The sequence below is a fragment of the Saccharopolyspora spinosa NRRL 18395 genome, from assembly GCF_000194155.1.
Classification (GTDB): domain Bacteria; phylum Actinomycetota; class Actinomycetes; order Mycobacteriales; family Pseudonocardiaceae; genus Saccharopolyspora; species Saccharopolyspora spinosa.
This window is the reverse complement of sequence record NZ_GL877882.1, coordinates 249,223-265,890: the sequence shown is the minus strand read 5'-3', so window position 1 is coordinate 265,890 and position 16,668 is coordinate 249,223. Positions and strand designations below refer to the sequence as shown.

15 protein-coding genes are annotated in these 16,668 nt (G+C 66.5%); 6 read left to right on the top strand and 9 right to left on the bottom strand.

Annotated features, from left to right (window positions below):
- Positions 1-19: 19 nt before the first annotated feature.
- A complete protein-coding gene (locus SSPN_RS0136760; RefSeq protein WP_029536091.1) occupies positions 20-1,354 on the bottom strand; it encodes an MFS transporter in 1,335 nt (444 codons plus the stop codon).
- 728 nt (positions 1,355-2,082) lie between these two features.
- Positions 2,083-2,358, bottom strand: a complete 276-nt coding sequence (locus SSPN_RS49695; RefSeq protein WP_010314903.1) for a hotdog family protein — start codon at positions 2,356-2,358, stop codon at positions 2,083-2,085.
- Positions 2,359-2,392: 34 nt separating this feature from the next.
- Here SSPN_RS49695 and SSPN_RS49690 point away from each other — a divergent pair, with 34 nt between their 5' ends.
- Complete coding sequence (locus SSPN_RS49690; RefSeq protein ID WP_029536089.1) at positions 2,393-3,007, top strand: hypothetical protein; 615 nt, start codon at positions 2,393-2,395, stop codon at positions 3,005-3,007.
- 155 nt (positions 3,008-3,162) lie between these two features.
- Here SSPN_RS49690 and SSPN_RS0136740 read toward each other — a convergent pair whose 3' ends face one another.
- The 4 genes from SSPN_RS0136740 to SSPN_RS0136725 all read right to left on the bottom strand — a co-directional run bounded on the left by SSPN_RS0136740 (position 3,163) and on the right by SSPN_RS0136725 (position 7,768).
- Positions 3,163-3,876 carry a GntR family transcriptional regulator gene (locus SSPN_RS0136740; RefSeq protein ID WP_010314901.1) on the bottom strand — a complete coding sequence of 238 codons (714 nt, stop codon included), beginning with the start codon at positions 3,874-3,876 and terminating at the stop codon, positions 3,163-3,165.
- A gap of 101 nt (positions 3,877-3,977) precedes the next feature.
- Complete coding sequence (locus SSPN_RS47680; RefSeq protein WP_010314900.1) at positions 3,978-5,039, bottom strand: MaoC family dehydratase; 1,062 nt, start codon at positions 5,037-5,039, stop codon at positions 3,978-3,980.
- 74 nt (positions 5,040-5,113) lie between these two features.
- Positions 5,114-6,322 (bottom strand): CaiB/BaiF CoA transferase family protein, encoded by a 1,209-nt coding sequence (locus SSPN_RS0136730; protein WP_044576779.1) that lies wholly within the window; start codon positions 6,320-6,322, stop codon positions 5,114-5,116.
- 60 nt (positions 6,323-6,382) lie between these two features.
- On the bottom strand, positions 6,383-7,768 hold the full coding sequence (locus SSPN_RS0136725) for an MFS transporter (protein ID WP_010314897.1): 1,386 nt from the start codon (positions 7,766-7,768) through the stop codon (positions 6,383-6,385).
- Positions 7,769-8,319: 551 nt separating this feature from the next.
- Here SSPN_RS0136725 and SSPN_RS0136720 point away from each other — a divergent pair.
- From SSPN_RS0136720 to SSPN_RS0136710, 3 genes are all read left to right on the top strand, one after another.
- Entirely contained in the window at positions 8,320-10,041 is a 1,722-nt protein-coding gene (locus tag SSPN_RS0136720) for a thiamine pyrophosphate-binding protein (protein WP_010314894.1), read from the top strand.
- 182 nt (positions 10,042-10,223) lie between these two features.
- Positions 10,224-11,429 (top strand): CaiB/BaiF CoA transferase family protein, encoded by a 1,206-nt coding sequence (locus SSPN_RS0136715; RefSeq protein ID WP_010314892.1) that lies wholly within the window; start codon positions 10,224-10,226, stop codon positions 11,427-11,429.
- 145 nt (positions 11,430-11,574) lie between these two features.
- Complete coding sequence (locus tag SSPN_RS0136710; RefSeq protein ID WP_010314890.1) at positions 11,575-13,095, top strand: xylulokinase; 1,521 nt, start codon at positions 11,575-11,577, stop codon at positions 13,093-13,095.
- Between the two features lie 54 nt (positions 13,096-13,149).
- On the opposite strand, the gene SSPN_RS47675 is transcribed toward SSPN_RS0136710, so the two are convergent.
- Genes SSPN_RS47675 through SSPN_RS61070 form a run of 3 tightly spaced genes read right to left on the bottom strand, consistent with a single transcriptional unit; the run spans position 13,150 to position 13,845 of the window.
- On the bottom strand, positions 13,150-13,416 hold the full coding sequence (locus tag SSPN_RS47675) for a DUF2255 family protein (RefSeq protein WP_010314889.1): 267 nt from the start codon (positions 13,414-13,416) through the stop codon (positions 13,150-13,152).
- Positions 13,417-13,438: 22 nt separating this feature from the next.
- Positions 13,439-13,615, bottom strand: coding sequence for a cupin domain-containing protein (locus SSPN_RS61075; RefSeq protein ID WP_010314888.1), 177 nt, complete (start codon positions 13,613-13,615; stop codon positions 13,439-13,441).
- A 5-nt stretch (positions 13,616-13,620) separates the two neighbouring features.
- Complete coding sequence (locus SSPN_RS61070) at positions 13,621-13,845, bottom strand: cupin domain-containing protein (protein ID WP_010314887.1); 225 nt, start codon at positions 13,843-13,845, stop codon at positions 13,621-13,623.
- Between SSPN_RS61070 and SSPN_RS53040 the strand changes: the two genes are divergently transcribed.
- Both SSPN_RS53040 and SSPN_RS0136685 read left to right on the top strand, forming a co-directional pair.
- A complete protein-coding gene (locus SSPN_RS53040) occupies positions 13,756-14,160 on the top strand; it encodes an MmyB family transcriptional regulator (RefSeq protein ID WP_202799000.1) in 405 nt (134 codons plus the stop codon). The genes SSPN_RS61070 and SSPN_RS53040 overlap by 90 nt on opposite strands.
- A 1,229-nt stretch (positions 14,161-15,389) precedes the next feature.
- Positions 15,390-16,631: an ATP-grasp domain-containing protein gene (locus SSPN_RS0136685; RefSeq protein ID WP_010314885.1), complete on the top strand. Its 1,242-nt coding sequence runs from the start codon at positions 15,390-15,392 to the stop codon at positions 16,629-16,631.
- The last annotated feature ends 37 nt before the right edge of the window (positions 16,632-16,668 follow it).

Here is a 16,668-nt window from a genome sequence, read left to right as displayed (position 1 = left end):
TCTCCTCGGGTGCGCGGAACTACAACGCGCTGCGGTAGGTCTCCTTCGCCACGAACACCGCGATCAAAGTCAGCAGGCACGTGGCGGCGATGAACAACGAGATGCCAGCGGTGCTCCCGTCGGCTGCGGCCAGCAACGAGGCGCAGATCAGCGGGGTAAACCCGCCGCCCACGGTTCCAGCGATCTGGTAGCCGAGCGAGGCACCGGTGTAACGCTGCGTCGTTGGGAACAGTTCGCCCAGCCAGGCGCCGAGCGGGCTGTAGACGACGGCGTGGGCGAGCGCCGCAAGCGAGATGCCCAGGTACATCAGGGCGACGCTCCCGGCATGCATCAACGAGAACATCGCGACGATGCTCACCGCCTGCAGCACCGCCCCCAGGCCAACCACGACCTTGCGCCCCCACAGGTCCGAGAGCCCGGCGAACAGGGGCTGGCCGAGCAGGCCGATCGCGGCGGAGATCAACACGGCGTTAAGGACGTCGATGCGTGGGAAACCGAGCTTGATCCCGTAGGAGACGACCCAGGTGCCGTACACCGCGCTCGCGGCGAAGGGACCGAGCACCAAGAAAATTGACAGCAGCAGGTTCTTGGGGTGCCTGAGGACCTCGAGCACGGGAAGCGCCGGCTTCTCGGCGTCGCGCTGCTCCGCCTGTCCGCGGGCCCTGGTGAAGATCGGACTCTCCTCGACGCCGAGCCGGATCCAGAGGCCGACCGCGACCAGGACCGCGGAGGCCAGGAACGGGATGCGCCAACCCCAGGCGAGGAAGGCGTCGTCGGCCATCAGGGAGATCAGTGCGAAGACACCGCTGGCCAACAGGATGCCACCGTAGAGGCCCATTTGGGCCACGCTGCTGGAGAGCCCGCGGCGCTTCGGTGCGTGCTCCATCGACATGAGTACGGCGCCGCCCCATTCGCCGCCGGCGGATATGCCCTGGATCAACCGCATGGCCACCAAGAGCAGCGGCGCCCAGATACCGATGGTCGCGTAGGTCGGAAGCAAGCCGACGATCGTGGTGGAGGCACCCATCAGCACGATCGACAGGACGAGCATCCGCTTGCGGCCGACCTTGTCGCCGAAGTGACCCCAGATGATCCCACCGAGCGGCCGCGCGATGAAACCGGCGGCGAGCGTGGCGAAGGCAGCCAGCGTGCCTGCGGTGGTGCTGAAGTCCGGGAAGAACAACTTGTTGAACACCGCCGCCGAGGCGACACCGAAGAGATAGAAGTCGTACCACTCGATGACGGAGCCAACGAAGCTCGAAGTGAGCACGCGGTTGCGCATCCGTCGGGTGGAGTGTGCCGCAGCGCTCCCTGGTGGAGCGTCGTCGGGGGCGGCGAGCTGGGAATCGGTCACCTTTGACCTCCGTGAACGCAGATCATATATTCTGATCACGAATATTATATTCTTCTTGGGTGGGCGATGTCGAGAGCGAACCAAGCCGCGGTATCGGCTTTGTGGCGGGGCCCTCGCCCAGAGAGAGGGTTTGGGGCCTCCCCGTGGCCTTTGGCCGTACCCACTTGGCCAGGTCGTGAGGGAACCAGCCCTCCCGGAACGGACCACACACGGGAGGCGTGCGCCATCCGGGCTGCGAAAGCCGGGGACCAGCGGGTCCAGGACCGTTCGGGGCGTGCCAGTGCGCGACTCACTCCCGCCCACTGCAAAGGAACGGTTCAGGAGTTGTCTGATGTCAAGCAGGCCCCCGGTCACGCACGAAGCTGGGTGACCGGTCTGCCCGTCGTCAGGGCACCGGCGGCTACATCCGTGGCGGCCCGGTGGCCGAATGACCGGGTTGAGGACAGTCACGCTGGCAATGCTGTTGTCCACCAGTTCGGCCCAGCCGCCGGGTGTTGGCCGTGGGGCCGTCGACTCGTCGGCCAGGCTCGAAGGCGTTGAGCTGCAACTGCCCTGCTTCGGCGGCCATTGTGATGGTCGCGTTCTTGCCTATGACGCAGAACGCGACCAGGTTGACCAGCGGGCGGACGTTCGTTTCGGCAGGGTCGGGGCGCGCCAACGGTTCTGACGCAGCGCTCTGCGGCGTCGGCCAAGGACCTCAAGCCGATCTACACCGCAACACTGGTGATTCACTGTTCGGCGGCCGGGGCATGGGCCCAGCCCACGGCGGTCTTCTTGCCGTGCTGGTTCTCCACCCATACCTCGCTTTCCAGATGACGCCGTCCCTCGTGGTCGACGGTACCCAGGAGGGCGCCATGTGCTGTCACGGTGTCCCCCTCGTAGAAGGCGTCGACGAACTTCACCGACAGGTGGCCATCGCTGATCCAGGCTGGACCGTGGAAGGCGGTCAGCATCTGGGAGAGGTAACCGACCTGCTGCATGGCCTGAGCGACGGTTCGGTCCATCCCGGAACGCCGCGCGCCCGCCAAATCGGTGTGGATGTTGGAGAATCCGATACATCTGCTCCTGGGCGATCTGCTTGGTCACAGGGGCGATCGGCGTGCGCTCGGGGAGGCTGAACGACGCCCTCGACGCGGGCTCGATGTCGAGATGCTTGCCCGTTACGAACCTTGCCGGCAGTGGCGCGGTGGCGCGGCCCACGACATCCGCCGCCCTCACCCGCATGATCTCGGTGCCGCGATGCCGGATGAGCAGACGTCCGTCGTCACCGCGCGCCTCCGCCTCCATGACGACGTAGCCCTTTCCGCGGCGCGTGTAGGTCGTCACGTACTGACCGCTCAGCGTGACCTTCTCGCCGATGCGGATGAGCGAGTGGAAGGAAAGGTCCTCATGGGTGTGCAACCCCTGAGCTGTGTTCCCGTCGTAGACCGCGTAGAAGAGGAAGAGGAGCTCATTCGACAGCACGGCTGGGTGGGCCGCCGGACGCCCGTGTTCATCGGTCAGCCGGCTGACGTCGTCGTCCTGGGCGAAGGCGTAGTTCTTCACCATCCGCTCATCGACCACGATGTCGAAGGGGCCGAACAGTTCCGGGATCTGGATGTTCTCGAAGGCGGCTTCTTTCGTCCCCGTCCACCACTTCGTCGTGTGCATTAGCGGCCTCCTCAAGATTGGGTGTCGGCGCCAGAACGGCGTCACGGATCACAACACGGGACGCGGAAGGTCCCCTGACCGAAACGACATTAAGCTAGACATCTAGATATTTTTACTGCCACGACCGCGTTGCCCTCGAGACGTCCTGGCGGGAGATCTCAAGCGTCGAGCCGTACGACGAACGGGAACTCCGGCCGCGTCCAGCTACGGGCGTATTCGACGGTGCGCCCGGCTTCGTCGTGGGTGGTGCGGTGGGCTTCGATGAGCGGGGCATTGACCTTGACGTCGAGCCAGCGGGCGAGTTCGTTGGTGGCGGGCGCGGCGGTGATCTCTTGGTCGGCCCAGCTGACGGCGACGCCGCAGCGTTCGGCAAGGGTGTGGTAGAGCGAGCCGTCGATGAGGTTGCTCCGTGCGAGTCCGGGGGCGATGGTGAGCGGGATCCACGAATCCTGTACGGCGGCCGGGGTGTCGTCGACGGTGCGCAGACGGACGAGCTGGACGGCTTCGTCGGAGGCGCCGAGTCCCAGGATCTTCGCGATGTCGCTGGGTGGTTTGAGCACTTCGCGGCGGAGCTCGATGGTGGTGACGGTGTCGACGTTGCCTGCGACGTCGTCGCTGAACGGCCCGAGCCGGTTGAGACGTCGCGACCGGGCACGCGGCGGGGCGACGAAGGTTCCGGAGCCTCGACGGCGCACCACGAGTCGGTCTCGTCCGAGCGAGTCGAGAGCCTGGCGGACGGTCATCCGGCTCACGCCGTACTGCTCGGCGAGTTCTTTCTCGCTGGGCAGGCGGGATTCGGACGGTAGCGCGCCGGTGGTGATCTGATCAATTAGATCGTCTCTGATGACCTCGTACATCGGGCGCGTGGCCACGGCGGGATGCTCCTAGAGTCGTGTCGGATGACCGGCACGGTCGGCCAGTGCCAGATTACCTCCCGGCTGGCCGATCCGGGCCGAGGATGCCGCGGGCTCGGTCAGACGCCCGCGGTGGACAGGAAGCCACCGGAGCCGGTCCATTGATCGGCATCGGCGAGTACTGCTCCGCTGGCCGAGGTCGTGGCGCGGGCCCACCCGACCGTGCTGAGCTTGCCGTCGGCCCGGCGGACCCATACCTCGACATCGATCTCGATCCGGTCGTCGCCAATCGGCGTGACCGTTTTGACGACGCCGCCGACCTCAATGGGTTCGAAGACCTCGACGGGGTTGACGAATTTGACTCGTAGCCAGCCGCTGGTGAAGAAGTCCGCTCCGAAGAACCGGGTGAGCATGCCGGTGACCAAACCGCACTGCTGCTGGCCCTGGACAATGGGGATGCGCAGTCCGCCTGCGCGCGCCACGGCGAGATCGCTGTGGGTGTTGCGGACGTACTCGCCGGCCCGCGAGAAGACCGAGGCCTGCTCCTGGGTGATGGTCAGGCGCAGGACGGGCAGCGGCGCCCCGGGCCGCAGGGACGGGGTGCCGATGGCGGCGGTCGGCAGGGTCTCGTCGCAACGGCCGTCGACCCGTCCGGAACCTCCTTCGGAGGCGGTCTGACCGCGGCCGGCGATGTCGCCGGGTTGGGTGCGCAGGATCTCCACCCCGCGGTGACGCAGGATACTGCGCCCGTCAGAGCCGGTGGCCTGGGCTTCCATGACGACGTAGTCCTGGCCGCGCCGGTTGTAGGAATCGATGTAGGTGCCGGAGAGGACGACCTCGTCATCGAGGTGTACGGGGCTGTCGAACCAGAGCTGTTCCTCGGTGTGCAGACCGACGGTCTGGCTGGCGGCGTAGATCGTGGTGAACAGTTGGACGAGGTCGTTGGACAGCAGACCGGCGTGGCCAATCCGGCCGCCGAAAGGGCTCCCGCCGAAATGCCACGGGTAGTAGTCATCCTGGGTGAACGCGTATCGCTTGATCTTGTGGTCATCGACGACAATGGTCACCGTGCCGAGCTTCTCGGGGATTTCGAGGTTCTCGAAGATCGGTTCCTTGAGCCCGGCCTCGTGGTCGACTCCCTCAGCCACGAGCCGAGGGTCGGTCAGGTCGCGCCAGGTCATGTAGTTCCTCTCTTTCGCTTTCGATGCTTGTGCCGGACCAGGTGGGTTCGACGGGTTACGGCTCCGACGGGCGGTCAGATCACGCCGTCGGCGCGCAGCCTGTCGAGCCGCTCGGGGGCGATGCCGAGAAGCCTGCGGTAGACGTCGGCATTGTCCTCACCGGGCAGCGGCGGGGCCTTGCGGACCGAGCCGGGGGTCGCCCCTAGCTTGAGGGCCATTCCGGGCAGCGTGAGGGTGCCGAGTCCCGGGTGCTCGACATCGATCATCAGCTCGCGGGCGTGGACCTGCGCGGAGTCGGTGGCCTGGGCGACGGTGGCAACCGGCGCGTAGGGAATGCCTGCCGCGGCGAGTTCCTTGCCGATCTGTTCGACGGTGCCCAGCCTGGTCCAGCCCCGAACGATGTCGTCGAGCGCCTCGACGTTGGCGAGCCGGTCGTGCTGGCCGACGAAACGCGGGTCGGACGCGAGTTCGGGCCGCCCCATGACCGCGGCGAGGCTGGGGAACAGCGCGTCGGTACCCGCGTGCAGGTAGACGTAGCCGTCGGCGGCCGGGAAGGTATTGGCCGGCACGGTGATGTGGTCGCGATTGCCACTGCGGTGCGCGTCCTGACCAAGCATCCGCCAGGCCGAGGGCAGGGTGCCCATGCAGGCGAAGAGCGCGTCGAAGCAGGCGATGTCGACGTGCTGGCCCTGGTCGGTCTGGGCACGGGCGGCGAGGGCCATCATCGTGCCCATCACGCCGTGGAAGGCAGCGATGTGGTCGGCCAGGAACGCTCCCGTCATGGTCGGCTCACCGTCGGCCTGCCCGGTCATGCTCATCAGCCCGGACGCGGCCTGGGCGATCGCGTCGAACAGGGCCCGATCCCGGTTCGGCCCGGTCTGCCCGAACCCGGAGATCGAGACCAGGACCGTGCGGGGGTTGATCTTGTGGATCCGCTCCCAGCCCAGTCCCATCGCGTCGAGCGTGCCCGGCCGGAAGTTCTCGACGACGACATCGCTCTGGCGGGCGAGGTCCTCAAGGATCTTCAGCGACTCGGCGTGCCGGGTGTTGAGCGTGATTCCGTACTTGTTGCGGTTGTAGTTGAGGGTGTAGAGGCTGTGGCCTTTGTAGTGGGGTATGTGGCGGCGGGAGTCCTCGCCGCCTGGGCGTTCAACCTTGATCACCTCGGCGCCCATGTCACCCAGGATTTGGCAGCACAGCGGGCCCGCGATGAACCGGGACAGGTCGAGGACCCGGATGCCGCCAAGGGGCGGCGTATCGGACTGCTCGGGGGTCGTTGGCATGGCCATCTTTCCTTCGTCGCGGTTCGGCAGCCGGCTGGGCCAGCGAACTGGACAGCACGCTCAGCTGTTCGGCAGTGCCTGCTCGCTGCGCGGGTCCTTGCTGGTCTCGCCGACTGTCGCGATTTCGAGCCGGTTGGTTTCCGGGGCTTTCCACGCGCAGATCAGGCCGATGAGGATGAACCCACCCGTGATCGCCGCAACCGGCCACGGGCGGCCGTCGGTCGCGACGAGCAGCCCGGTGGAGGCGGCTGGCCAGAGTCCGATCAGGACGCTGGGCAGCTGCGCGGCCAACGAGATCCCGGTGTAGCGGACCTTGGTTCCGAAGAGCTCGGAGAAGAACGCCGGCTCGACCCCGTACATCGGGGTTACCGACACGATGTACATCCCGACGTAGACCAGGAACATCAGCGGGACGGAGTTCAAATCCAGGACCGCGAAGAACGGGAAGATGAGGACGAGTCCGGCGCCGGCACCGAACATGAACACCGTCCGGCGGCCGATGCGATCGGAGACGGCACCCGCGATGTAATAACCGAAGACGGCAAGGATTGCCGCGACGGTTCCGGCGAGCAGCACGTCGGTCTTAGGCAGCTTCGTGTAGGTCGTGGCGTAGGTCAGACCGATTGTCAGGATGATGTAACCGGCGAAGACCTCTCCGACCCGCATACCCATTGCCAGCAGCAGCGGCTTACGGAACCGCCGCAGCACCTCGGTGAGCGGCATTCTCTCCTTGACGCCCTCGACCGCCTGCTTGGCTTCGACGGCCTCCCGCGCGGCCCGGAACGCGGGGGTTTCGGTCAGCTTGAGCCGAATGACCATGCCGGCAGCGATCAGGACGGCACTGAGCAGGAACGGGATGCGCCAACCCCAGGACATCAGCTGTTGCTCGGGCAGGGTCGACACCCAGGCGAAGATTCCCGTGCTCATGACCAGCCCGACGGCGTTGCCGACCTGCGGGAAAGCCCCGTAGGCGCCACGTTTTCCGTCCGGGGCGAACTCGACGGCCACCAGCGAGGCACCGCCCCACTCGCCACCGACTCCGAGGCCTTGCACCAGGCGGCACACCACCAGCAGGATCGGTGCCCAGAGTCCGATCGTCGCGGTGGTCGGAAGCAGGCCGATGACGAACGTCGCCGTTCCCATCATCAGCAGCGTCGTGACCAAGGCAGCCTTGCGGCCGATCTTGTCGCCGAGGTGGCCGAAGACTATGCCGCCGACCGGACGAGCGAAGAATCCAACACCGAACACGGCGAATGCCGACAGGGTGCCTATCACCGCGCTGCCGCCCGGGAAGAACAACTTGCCGAACACCAGCGCGGAGGCCGTTCCGAAGATGAAGTAGTCGTACCACTCGACGGCGGTCCCGACGAGGCTGGCGACCGCGGCCCGGCGGGCCAGGGTGCGACGTTCCTTCTCGGTCTGTGCGGTCATGCCGTCATTGGTCATCTCAGGTGTTCCTGAGCCGGGTGAGGAAGCGGGTGCGGGGTCAATGGACATTACCGACTCCGTTGTCGTGTTCGCTTCAGACGGTCACATCTGAAGGGGTGGGCGTCCACCGGACAGGTCCTGGGGATGCCGCTGGCGGTGCCGCGGCGGACCTGGTGCAGTTCGTGCGGTGTGGTTGGCGGCGGGCCGGGCGGTCTGCGAGATCAGCGGCGAATTCAATAAGACTAGACAACTAGTCTTATTTGCGTACAGTAAAGCCATGCCATGCGAACGGCGTCAAGAGGCAACTTCGGCGACCTGACCCGGAAGCACGTTCTGCGCGAACAAGTCTCCCGAAAGGTCATGCCGGAGACATGGGGGCATCGACTGTTGACACGCTCCCTGGCGACTGCGTACGGTCAAGATATCTAGTCAACTAGACTTTTCGGTGAGCACGGTCTCCCCCATGCGCCCGAATCCGGGCGGTTCTTGCACCTACCAGCACGATCACGGCCTCGCGTCGCGTCGGTCGACGCCAGGCGTGCTCACCGGGAACCGAAAGGGATAGAGGAATGTCGGAGAAGATCACCGGCGGTCAGCTGGTCGTGAAAATGCTCGAGTCGCTGGGCGTCACCCACGTGTTCGGCGTCGTTGGCGGGCAGACCCTCGCCATAACCGACGCGATCATCGACACCCCGTCGATCGAGTTCGTGCACACCCGGCACGAGGGAGCGGCCGCGGTCATGGCCGACGCCTACGGCCGACTGACCCGCCGTCCCGCGGTCGCGATCGCGACAACCGGGCCGGGCGCGACCAACCTGCTCACCGGGGTCGGCGGCGCGTTCCGGGACTCCAGTCCGGCGATCATCATCACCTGCAACAACAACGGTGCGAACATCCACAAGGACGATGCGCAAAACGCCGACCACGTTCAGATCTTCGCGCCCTTCACCAAGTACGCGCGGCTGGTCGCGCACGGCTCCTCGATCAAGCAGGCGATGGAGGAGGCCTACATCAACGCGATGACCGGCAATCCCGGTCCGGTCCACCTCGACTTCGCGCGCGACACGATCGAGCAGATCGTCGAAGACCCACCCGCGCTTCCGGAGGTGCACCCCTCACGGTCCTGGGTCGGTCACCGGCCGGTTGCCGCCGCGGAGCAGATCAGCGCCGTCGCGGAGCGGCTGCTCGCAGCGGACAAGCCCGTAATCTGGCTGGGCAATGGCGGTAACCGTGCTCAGGCAGCCGATGCGGTACTCGCCCTGGCCGACGCCCTGAACATCCCGGTGATCACCACCTTCAACGGCATGGGCGCGGTTCCCACCACCCATCCCCTGGTCTTTGGTGCGCTCTCCCGGATGGGCACCAACCTCACCACGCGCGTGGTCGGCGAGTCCGATCTGGTCCTTGCCCTGGGTAACAGCCTCAACGCGGTCTCCACCGGCCGGTGGCGCCTGCAACTGCCCGAGGTCATCCAGGTCGACGTCGACCCCACGATGATCGGGCGCTACTACTCCGAGATCACCACCGGCGTGACCGGCGACCTCGCCGCCTTCAGCAACGCCCTCGTCGCCGCCACCGCCGATCGAGCCGCCGAGGCCAAGGCGAAGCGGAGCGACTGGATCCAGTCGCTGCAGCAGGCCGAGAAGGAGTGGTGGGAGCTCTCGGCTTCCCTGGAACCTGAGAACGAGGGCACGGTCTCCCCTGCCGCGGTCGTCCGCGCCTTGCGCGATGTCACCCCGACCGACGCAGTGCTCATCCCAGACGCCGGTAACCCTGGCGTGTGGTCATTTCTGTGGGAGATGGAGAAGCCGTACCGCTACATCAAGCCGGTCGGGTTCGGGAACATGGGCTTCGCGCTGCCGGCCTCCATCGCCTCGGTTGCCGCCGACCCCGACCGCCCGGTCCTCGCCCTGATCGGCGACGGCTCGCTGGGCATGAGTCTCGGGGAGCTGGAAACTCTTGCCCGCAAGGGCGGTCCGATCGTGATCGTCGTGCTCAACGACTCCAGCTACGGCAACATCCGCCAGGAGCAGGTGCTGCACTTCAACGGCCGCACCATCGGTGTCGACTTCCACGACGTCGACTTCGCCCAGGTCGCCAAGGGCATGGGTCTGGCCTCCAAACGGGTCACCGACGTCAACGACCTCGTCGAAACGGTCAAGGACGCATTCGCTGACTCCCAGCCCTTTGTCGTCGATGTAGTTCTCGACCGCTCCGCCAATGCCTGGACCTACCCGGCGTTCGTGCCGTTCAAGGCCACCGCGCCGGCGCCTCAGCAGGACGCCGACTGACCCGCCGGTCCCGCGCCCACGCTGGTGGCCCACGCGAGCCGCGGTGGCGATAACTAGGACATGATTCACGCGCGGCAGCCGGACCGCGCTTGCGGGGCGGGCACCGCTCAGGGCGCGCGGTCGGCCCGGACCGTCAGCTCGTCCAGACCAGGAAACACCGGTCGGCAGGGAAGGACAGAACAGTGCTGCAGGAGGAATCCGGATCGCCCAGCCCGCTCGATGGAGTCAAGGTTCTCGATCTTTCACGATTCATCGCCGGGCCGAGCTGCGCGCAGGTCCTCGCCGACTTCGGCGCCGAGGTCGTGAAGATCGAGCGGCCCGATGGGGAGGACGCCCGCCACCACGAGCCCTACTGCCAGGGCGAGAGTGTCTACACGATGCTCTACAACCGCAACAAGTACGGCGCAACGCTCGACACTCGCCACCCCCGGGCGGTAGCGATCCTTGAGGACCTGGTCCGCTGGGCCGACGTGGTCGTGGAGAACTACCGGCCCGGCACGATCGAGAAGATGGGTATCGGCTACGAACGGATGGTCGAGCTCAAGCCGGACATCATCCTTGTTTCGATCTCCGGGTTCGGGCAGACCGGCCCGCTATCCCAGCGGGCTCTGTTCGACGCGATCGCGCAGGCTTCGTCCGGACTGATGGCGATCACCGGCGAGCCGGACGGCAAACCGACCCTCACCGGCACCTACATCGCCGACTACGTCACCGGCTACCAGGCTGCGATCGGCGCGTTCGCCGCGCTCATGCACAAGCAGCGGACGGGTGAAGGACAACGGGTCGACGTCGCCTCGCTGGACTCCATGTTCGCCACGCTCGGCACCCGCCTGATCTCGCACCTCATGCTCGGCCTGGACATGCCGCGCAGTGGATCCCGCGACCTGCTGACCGCCCCGGTCAACGTCTACGAGGCTCGCGATGGCGACATCTATATCCAGGCCGGCACCAACGGGTTGTTCCCGAAGCTGTGCCGCGGCATCGGCCGCGAGGACCTTCTGCAGGTCCCCGACTACCGCACCGTGCCGGGCCGGATGGCCAACCAAGCAATCCTGGAACGGGCCGTGGCCGACTGGGCCGCCACCCGCACCTGCGACGAGATCGCCGTCGTGCTCGATGATGCCGGGATCCCGTTCTCCAAGGTCGAGACGATCCCCGACATCGCCGCTTCCCCCCAGATCGCGGCGCGCGAGATGATCGTGGAATCCGAGCACCCCAGCCTCGGCACTATCCGCCTGCCCGGCAATCCGGTGAAGATGGACAAGACCCCACCAACCATTCGCAAGGCCCCACCGCAGATCGGCGAGGACAACGAGCACGTCTACCGCACCATCCTCGGCCGCTCCGACGTCGAGCTGAAGGCGCTCGCCGACGATGGCGCCATTTGACCTTGAGCACCGCCCCAGTTGGCTCGACCTGGAACCCAGACAAGACACCACGCCGCAGTCATTGCGCTAGCCGCGCGATCCGACGATCGTTCGGCCGAAATCCCATCCGAACGGACGAGCAGAGCCTCAGAATGAACAGGGTCCGATGACCACAGGCGCCAGCGGAGACGGTGCCGCCAGCTCCGAACGCACTGCCAGTGTCGTCGCAGTCGACATTGGCACTTCCGCTGTGCGCGCCGCGCTGGTCACCGCACAGGGCACGGTCGCAGTCGGATCGCGCATCGAGCGTGACCCGGCCGGCGGCGGGGAGTACTTCGACGCCGAAACGCTGCTAAAAGAGGTGCTATCCGCGCTAGCCGCGCTCGCTGACACCGACCGCGCCCACGGCGCCCGACCCGCACCAGCGGCTATCGCGATCTCGGCGCACATCGGCACTGTCGCCGTCGATGCTGCGGTCCGCCCGATCGAGGCCGGCGGCGGTTGGTCGGACCCTCGGGGTATCCCCGAACTGCACGCGATCAACGAGCGGCTGCAGGCGAACCTGCTGCACGCCGCGCGACGACCCGCCCTCACCGGAGGCGCCCTTGCCTACGCGCTCGAGCTGCGCAGGTCACCGGACCTGACCGCCCGGGTCCGCCACTTGCTCTCGCCGAAGGATTTCCTGATCGCCAGGCTCACCGGGGAAATCGTCACCGACACCGTCGACGCTGCCTACACCCTCATCTCGGACGTCACCGCCCGCGCGTGGAACTCCGCCGTGGTCGAGGCGCTCGGCCTTGACCCGGCCTGGTTTCCCCGGCAGGTCGCGCCGTCGGAGATCGTCGGCCGGCTGAGCCGGACAGCGGCCGAGGCGTGTCTCCTCCCAGCCGGTACACCCGTGGTGGCAGGTGGCCCGGACGGTTCGGTCGGGATCGGGTTGTTGCTGGGCTCGAGCACCACCGCCATCGCCGACGTCGCCGGCACGACCGACGTCGTCGGCCGGCTGATCGACCACGCCGATCTGGCGCCCGCCCAGGCTTTGGTCAACCCCGCGCTCGTCGCCGGGCGCTGGGTAGCCGGCGGCGCGAGCGGCATGACCGGTGGAGCCGTCGCCCAGTGGCGGTCGCTGGTCGGCGCCGTCGACGATGGCAAGCTCGCCCAGATCCCACCCGGCGCCGACGGGCTTCTCGCCCTGCCGACCATGACCGGTAGCCGGTTCCCCCGCTGGCGGCCTGCCGACCGCGGCGCAGTCATCGGTCAGCGCCCCGAGCATTCCGCGGCGCACCTGCTGCGCGCAGCTCAGGAAGGTGCCGCGTTCACTGTCCGCGAGGGCATCGATGTGCTCGATTCCCCAGACCCGGACACCGCCCGGCTGCCTGTCGTTCTCGCCGGCGGTACCGCCCGCTCAATGACGACCGCGCAGTTGCGGGCAGACGTGCTGCACCGCACCACCCTGGTGTGCGAGGAACCCGACGTCACCCTGCTCGGCGCCGCCGCGCTGGCTCTGGTCGGCTCCGGGCTGGCCCGCGACCTCGACGACGCCCGCGCCCGGATCGCCTGCGAGTTCCAGCAGCTCGATCCCGATCCCGAACGGGCCCAATGCTACGACGCGCTGTTCGACACTTGGCGTGCCGCCCGCGAGGCCGTCGAACACATCGGCTCCGCGCGCCCACTCCGCGCCGGATGACCGGCGATCCTCCCAGAAACTCCGAAAAGATAGAGCCAAAATTCTGGAGTTAGTTCAGTCAGTGGTGCGTGCGCTGTCCGATGCTGCGTGTCGATCCCCGGCAGCGGGCCCGGCTGGGTAACTGGCGTTGTGGCGGCCGTACTTGGGGCGGTAGGCGGCGTCGATGCGGTCGTTGATCTCGGTGTCGGCACCGAGGTCGTCGCCGTCTCGGACGCCCCAGATCGGCACCGGACTGCGCAGGATTCCGTCGTCGCGACGGGGCGCGATCTCCAGTTCGTCGGTGCGCTCGGCGAGGGTCAGTTCGTGATCGGTCCAGGTCATGATCGGTTCCTCGGGCGCTGCGTCAGTGGTGTTGGTGGGCGGCGGCGTACTGCTCGTCGGTGCCGGATTCCAGCCAGGTGGTGCCGTCGCCGTCATGGGTGCCTTCGAGCATGGCGATGTGGCTCATGCAGGTGGTGTTGGTGCCGCCGTGCCAGTGTTCCTCGCCAGCCGGGGTCCACACGGTATCGCCGGCACGCATGCGGATCACGTCGCCGTTGCGTTGACGACGTAGCCGACGCCTTCGGTGACGTGCAGGGTCTGGCCGTTGGCGTGGGAGTGCCAGTTGGTGCGGGCACCTGGGGTGAACCGGACCAGGGACGCGATCAGCCGGGACGGCGGTTGCGCTGTCTTGATCGGGGTGACGTAGACGTCGCCGGTGAACGCGGCAGCCGGGGCTTTGGCGGTGTCGTTGACGGAGGTGAGTTCCATAGCACCGAAGCCGGCCGCGACCCCCGCGACAAGGGCCTGTCCGACCTAATCGGCGAGCTGTGCACCCGCAGCGAGGACTTTCACACCCGCTGGGCCGCCCACGACGTCCGACTGCACCGCACCGGCGTCAAATGCTTCCGCCACCCCGTTGTCGGCGAACTCACCCTCAACTTCGAGGCCATGCAACTGACCACCGACACCAGCCTCACCCTCACCGCCTACACTGCCCAACCCGACTCACCCTCGGCGGAGTCACTCCGACTCCTTGCCAGCTGGGCCGCAACCGAACTCACCACCGCGCCCGGCAAGCAATAGCTCGCACCCGGTCCGCGGCGTGCGCAAGGCCAATGCGCTGAGCCTTGAACGTTCTTCAGAACGAAACGCCCGCGCTGTATCGTCGATGCACTCTTCGCCGAGCTCGACCTAATCAGGCGCTAACACCGGGTATCACATATCGGCAAGTCCACCACATGCGCGGCTGTCTACAAGCGACAGTGAGTGAACAGCTGCCAGTCAATGGCAGAGTCTCTCGGTAGTCCAGTTAAGTCTGTCGTGCTCGCCGTGCGTCCTAGCGAGCCGCGCGGACGTTATCCGTGCCGCACAGCTCCGTCCCGAGCTAGCCGCCAAGTACGCGGAACTCGAAGCGGAAATCGCTCACAAGTTCCGATACGACCTGGCCATGACCGCCATCATCGCGGCGGCATGTACAAAATCCAGCCAGAACCCCGCACACTGCGGGCCCGACCGCCGTCCGTTCCGTCTGGCCGCCTGAACATCCCGCCTACCCGGTCGGCTGCACCCCCGGTCGCTTTGCTGTTCGTCAAGCACTACCGCAGTATTGAATAGGCCCTGCGGTTGCGTGACGAGGCGCTGCGGCGGATGCCGGATGATGCCACCCGACCGTGCGCATCTCCGGGATCGAGTACAGGCGTACCAGACGCTTCAGGTCTGGGAGGACACGCCGTGGGGCATCACCTCCCTGGGAACGATTCCGGACATCGGTGACGTCGAGGTCGCCATCCCCGTGCCCCAGAGAGGTTTTCCAGTCGGAATCCTCACTGGACCGTATGGTTCCTGTTCCAACGGCGACTTTTCCTCTCACGCCCGGATTGTGGTGATCGTCGAGATCGACGGCGAACAGGTTCCCGAGTTCGCACGTATCCGGGGCGCCGAGCGACGACGCCGCGTATCCGGTTCGGCTTCGACTGGCCAGAGCACCGGCCGCGCCACCAGCGCACCGTCGCCCACCCGCGACGGCGATAGCCCATGCCCATCGCCGAAAACCGGCATGCGAAACACATCAAAACGGACACCACCCGGCCCTGGCGACCTGGGGAACCGGCCAAGAACCGCGCGCATCGAGGGCGCGGCGGTGTCGCCGGCCCAGCCCGGCCGACTAGGCCGATCGGTGTTGCAGGCCGAAGGATTACCAGGTTGGTCACCGGATTCTTTGCTTCGGCACGCCGACGAAACATCATCCCCGGGTACGGTTGTGTCTGCGACGCCGTCGCAAAACTGAATGCGCCGATACGGAGGAGCGGTCCATGCCACAGCCCGAACCGGCCATCAAGAACCCGGACAAGGGATACGTAGCGCTTCTCGGATGGAGCCTCAACGCGGTGGAGGCTCTCGACCGGTTCGATCGACGTTATGTCGTCGTGGCACCGGACTGGGCCGAGGAGTACTGCTCCGAGCACGACATTCCCTACGTGCCGTGGAACTTCGAGCGGCTCAACGACCGCTCCATGCAGATCGCCGAGACCCTGAAGGCGGAGGGCGTCGACATCGCCATCCCGCTGTTCGAGGAAACGGTGGAGTGGGCCGGGGCGATCAACGCCGTCCTGCTGGACAACCCACGCCTGTTCGGTCAGGCCATGCTGCTGCGGGACAAGTCCCTGATGAAGCGCCGCGCGCAGCTCGGCGGGATCCGGGTCGGGATCTTCGAGGAGGCCCACGACCGGGACGACGTGATCCGCTTCCTCAAGCGGGTCAACCAGACGCTGCTGAAACTCGACGGCGACCTGAACGACCCGATCCACCTCAAGGCGTTCGACAAGGCCGGATGTCTCGGGCACCGCGTCATCCGCACGCCCGATGAGATCGACATGATTCCCGACGAGGAGTTCCCGGTCCTGATGGAATCACACCTCGACGGCTGGGAATTCGCCGTCGAGGCGTGGATCCATAACGGGAAGATCAAGTTTCTCAACATCTCCGAGTATGTGACGCTCGGTTACTCGGTGTTCGTTCCGGCGACGCCGGAACTGGAGAGGTACCGGCCGCAGATCACGGCGCAGATCGAGAAGCTCATCAAGACGTTCGACATCGAGTTCGGCTTCGTGCACCCGGAGTACTTCGTCACCAGTGACGGCGAGATGTACTTCGGCGAGGTCGCCTACCGGCCGCCGGGCTTCAAGGTCTTCGAGCTGCTCGAGAGGGCATACGGGTTCAACGCCTACCAGGCGCTGGTGCTGGCCTTCGACCCGAAGACGACCGAGGAGGAGATCGACGCCTTCTTCCCGCGCGAGGTCGTCGACGCCTCTGGGGCTGCGGGCTGCTTCGGCGTCTACCCGCGCCGCCGGGTCGTCGCCGAACTGCAGATCCCGGAGGAGACCGAGGAAGACGATTACTACGAGTCGCACGACCTCTCGACGCCACTGGAGGAGATGGTCACCAAGAGGACCGCGTTCGGCAACCACTGGGGTCTGGTGTACTTCTTCGGAGATGACCCCTACCGGATGCGCGAACTGTTGAAGAAACAGGAAGAGCTCGACTTCTACGTCTGACGACTTTCGTGGACGCAGGAGACCTACCTGAGGGAAC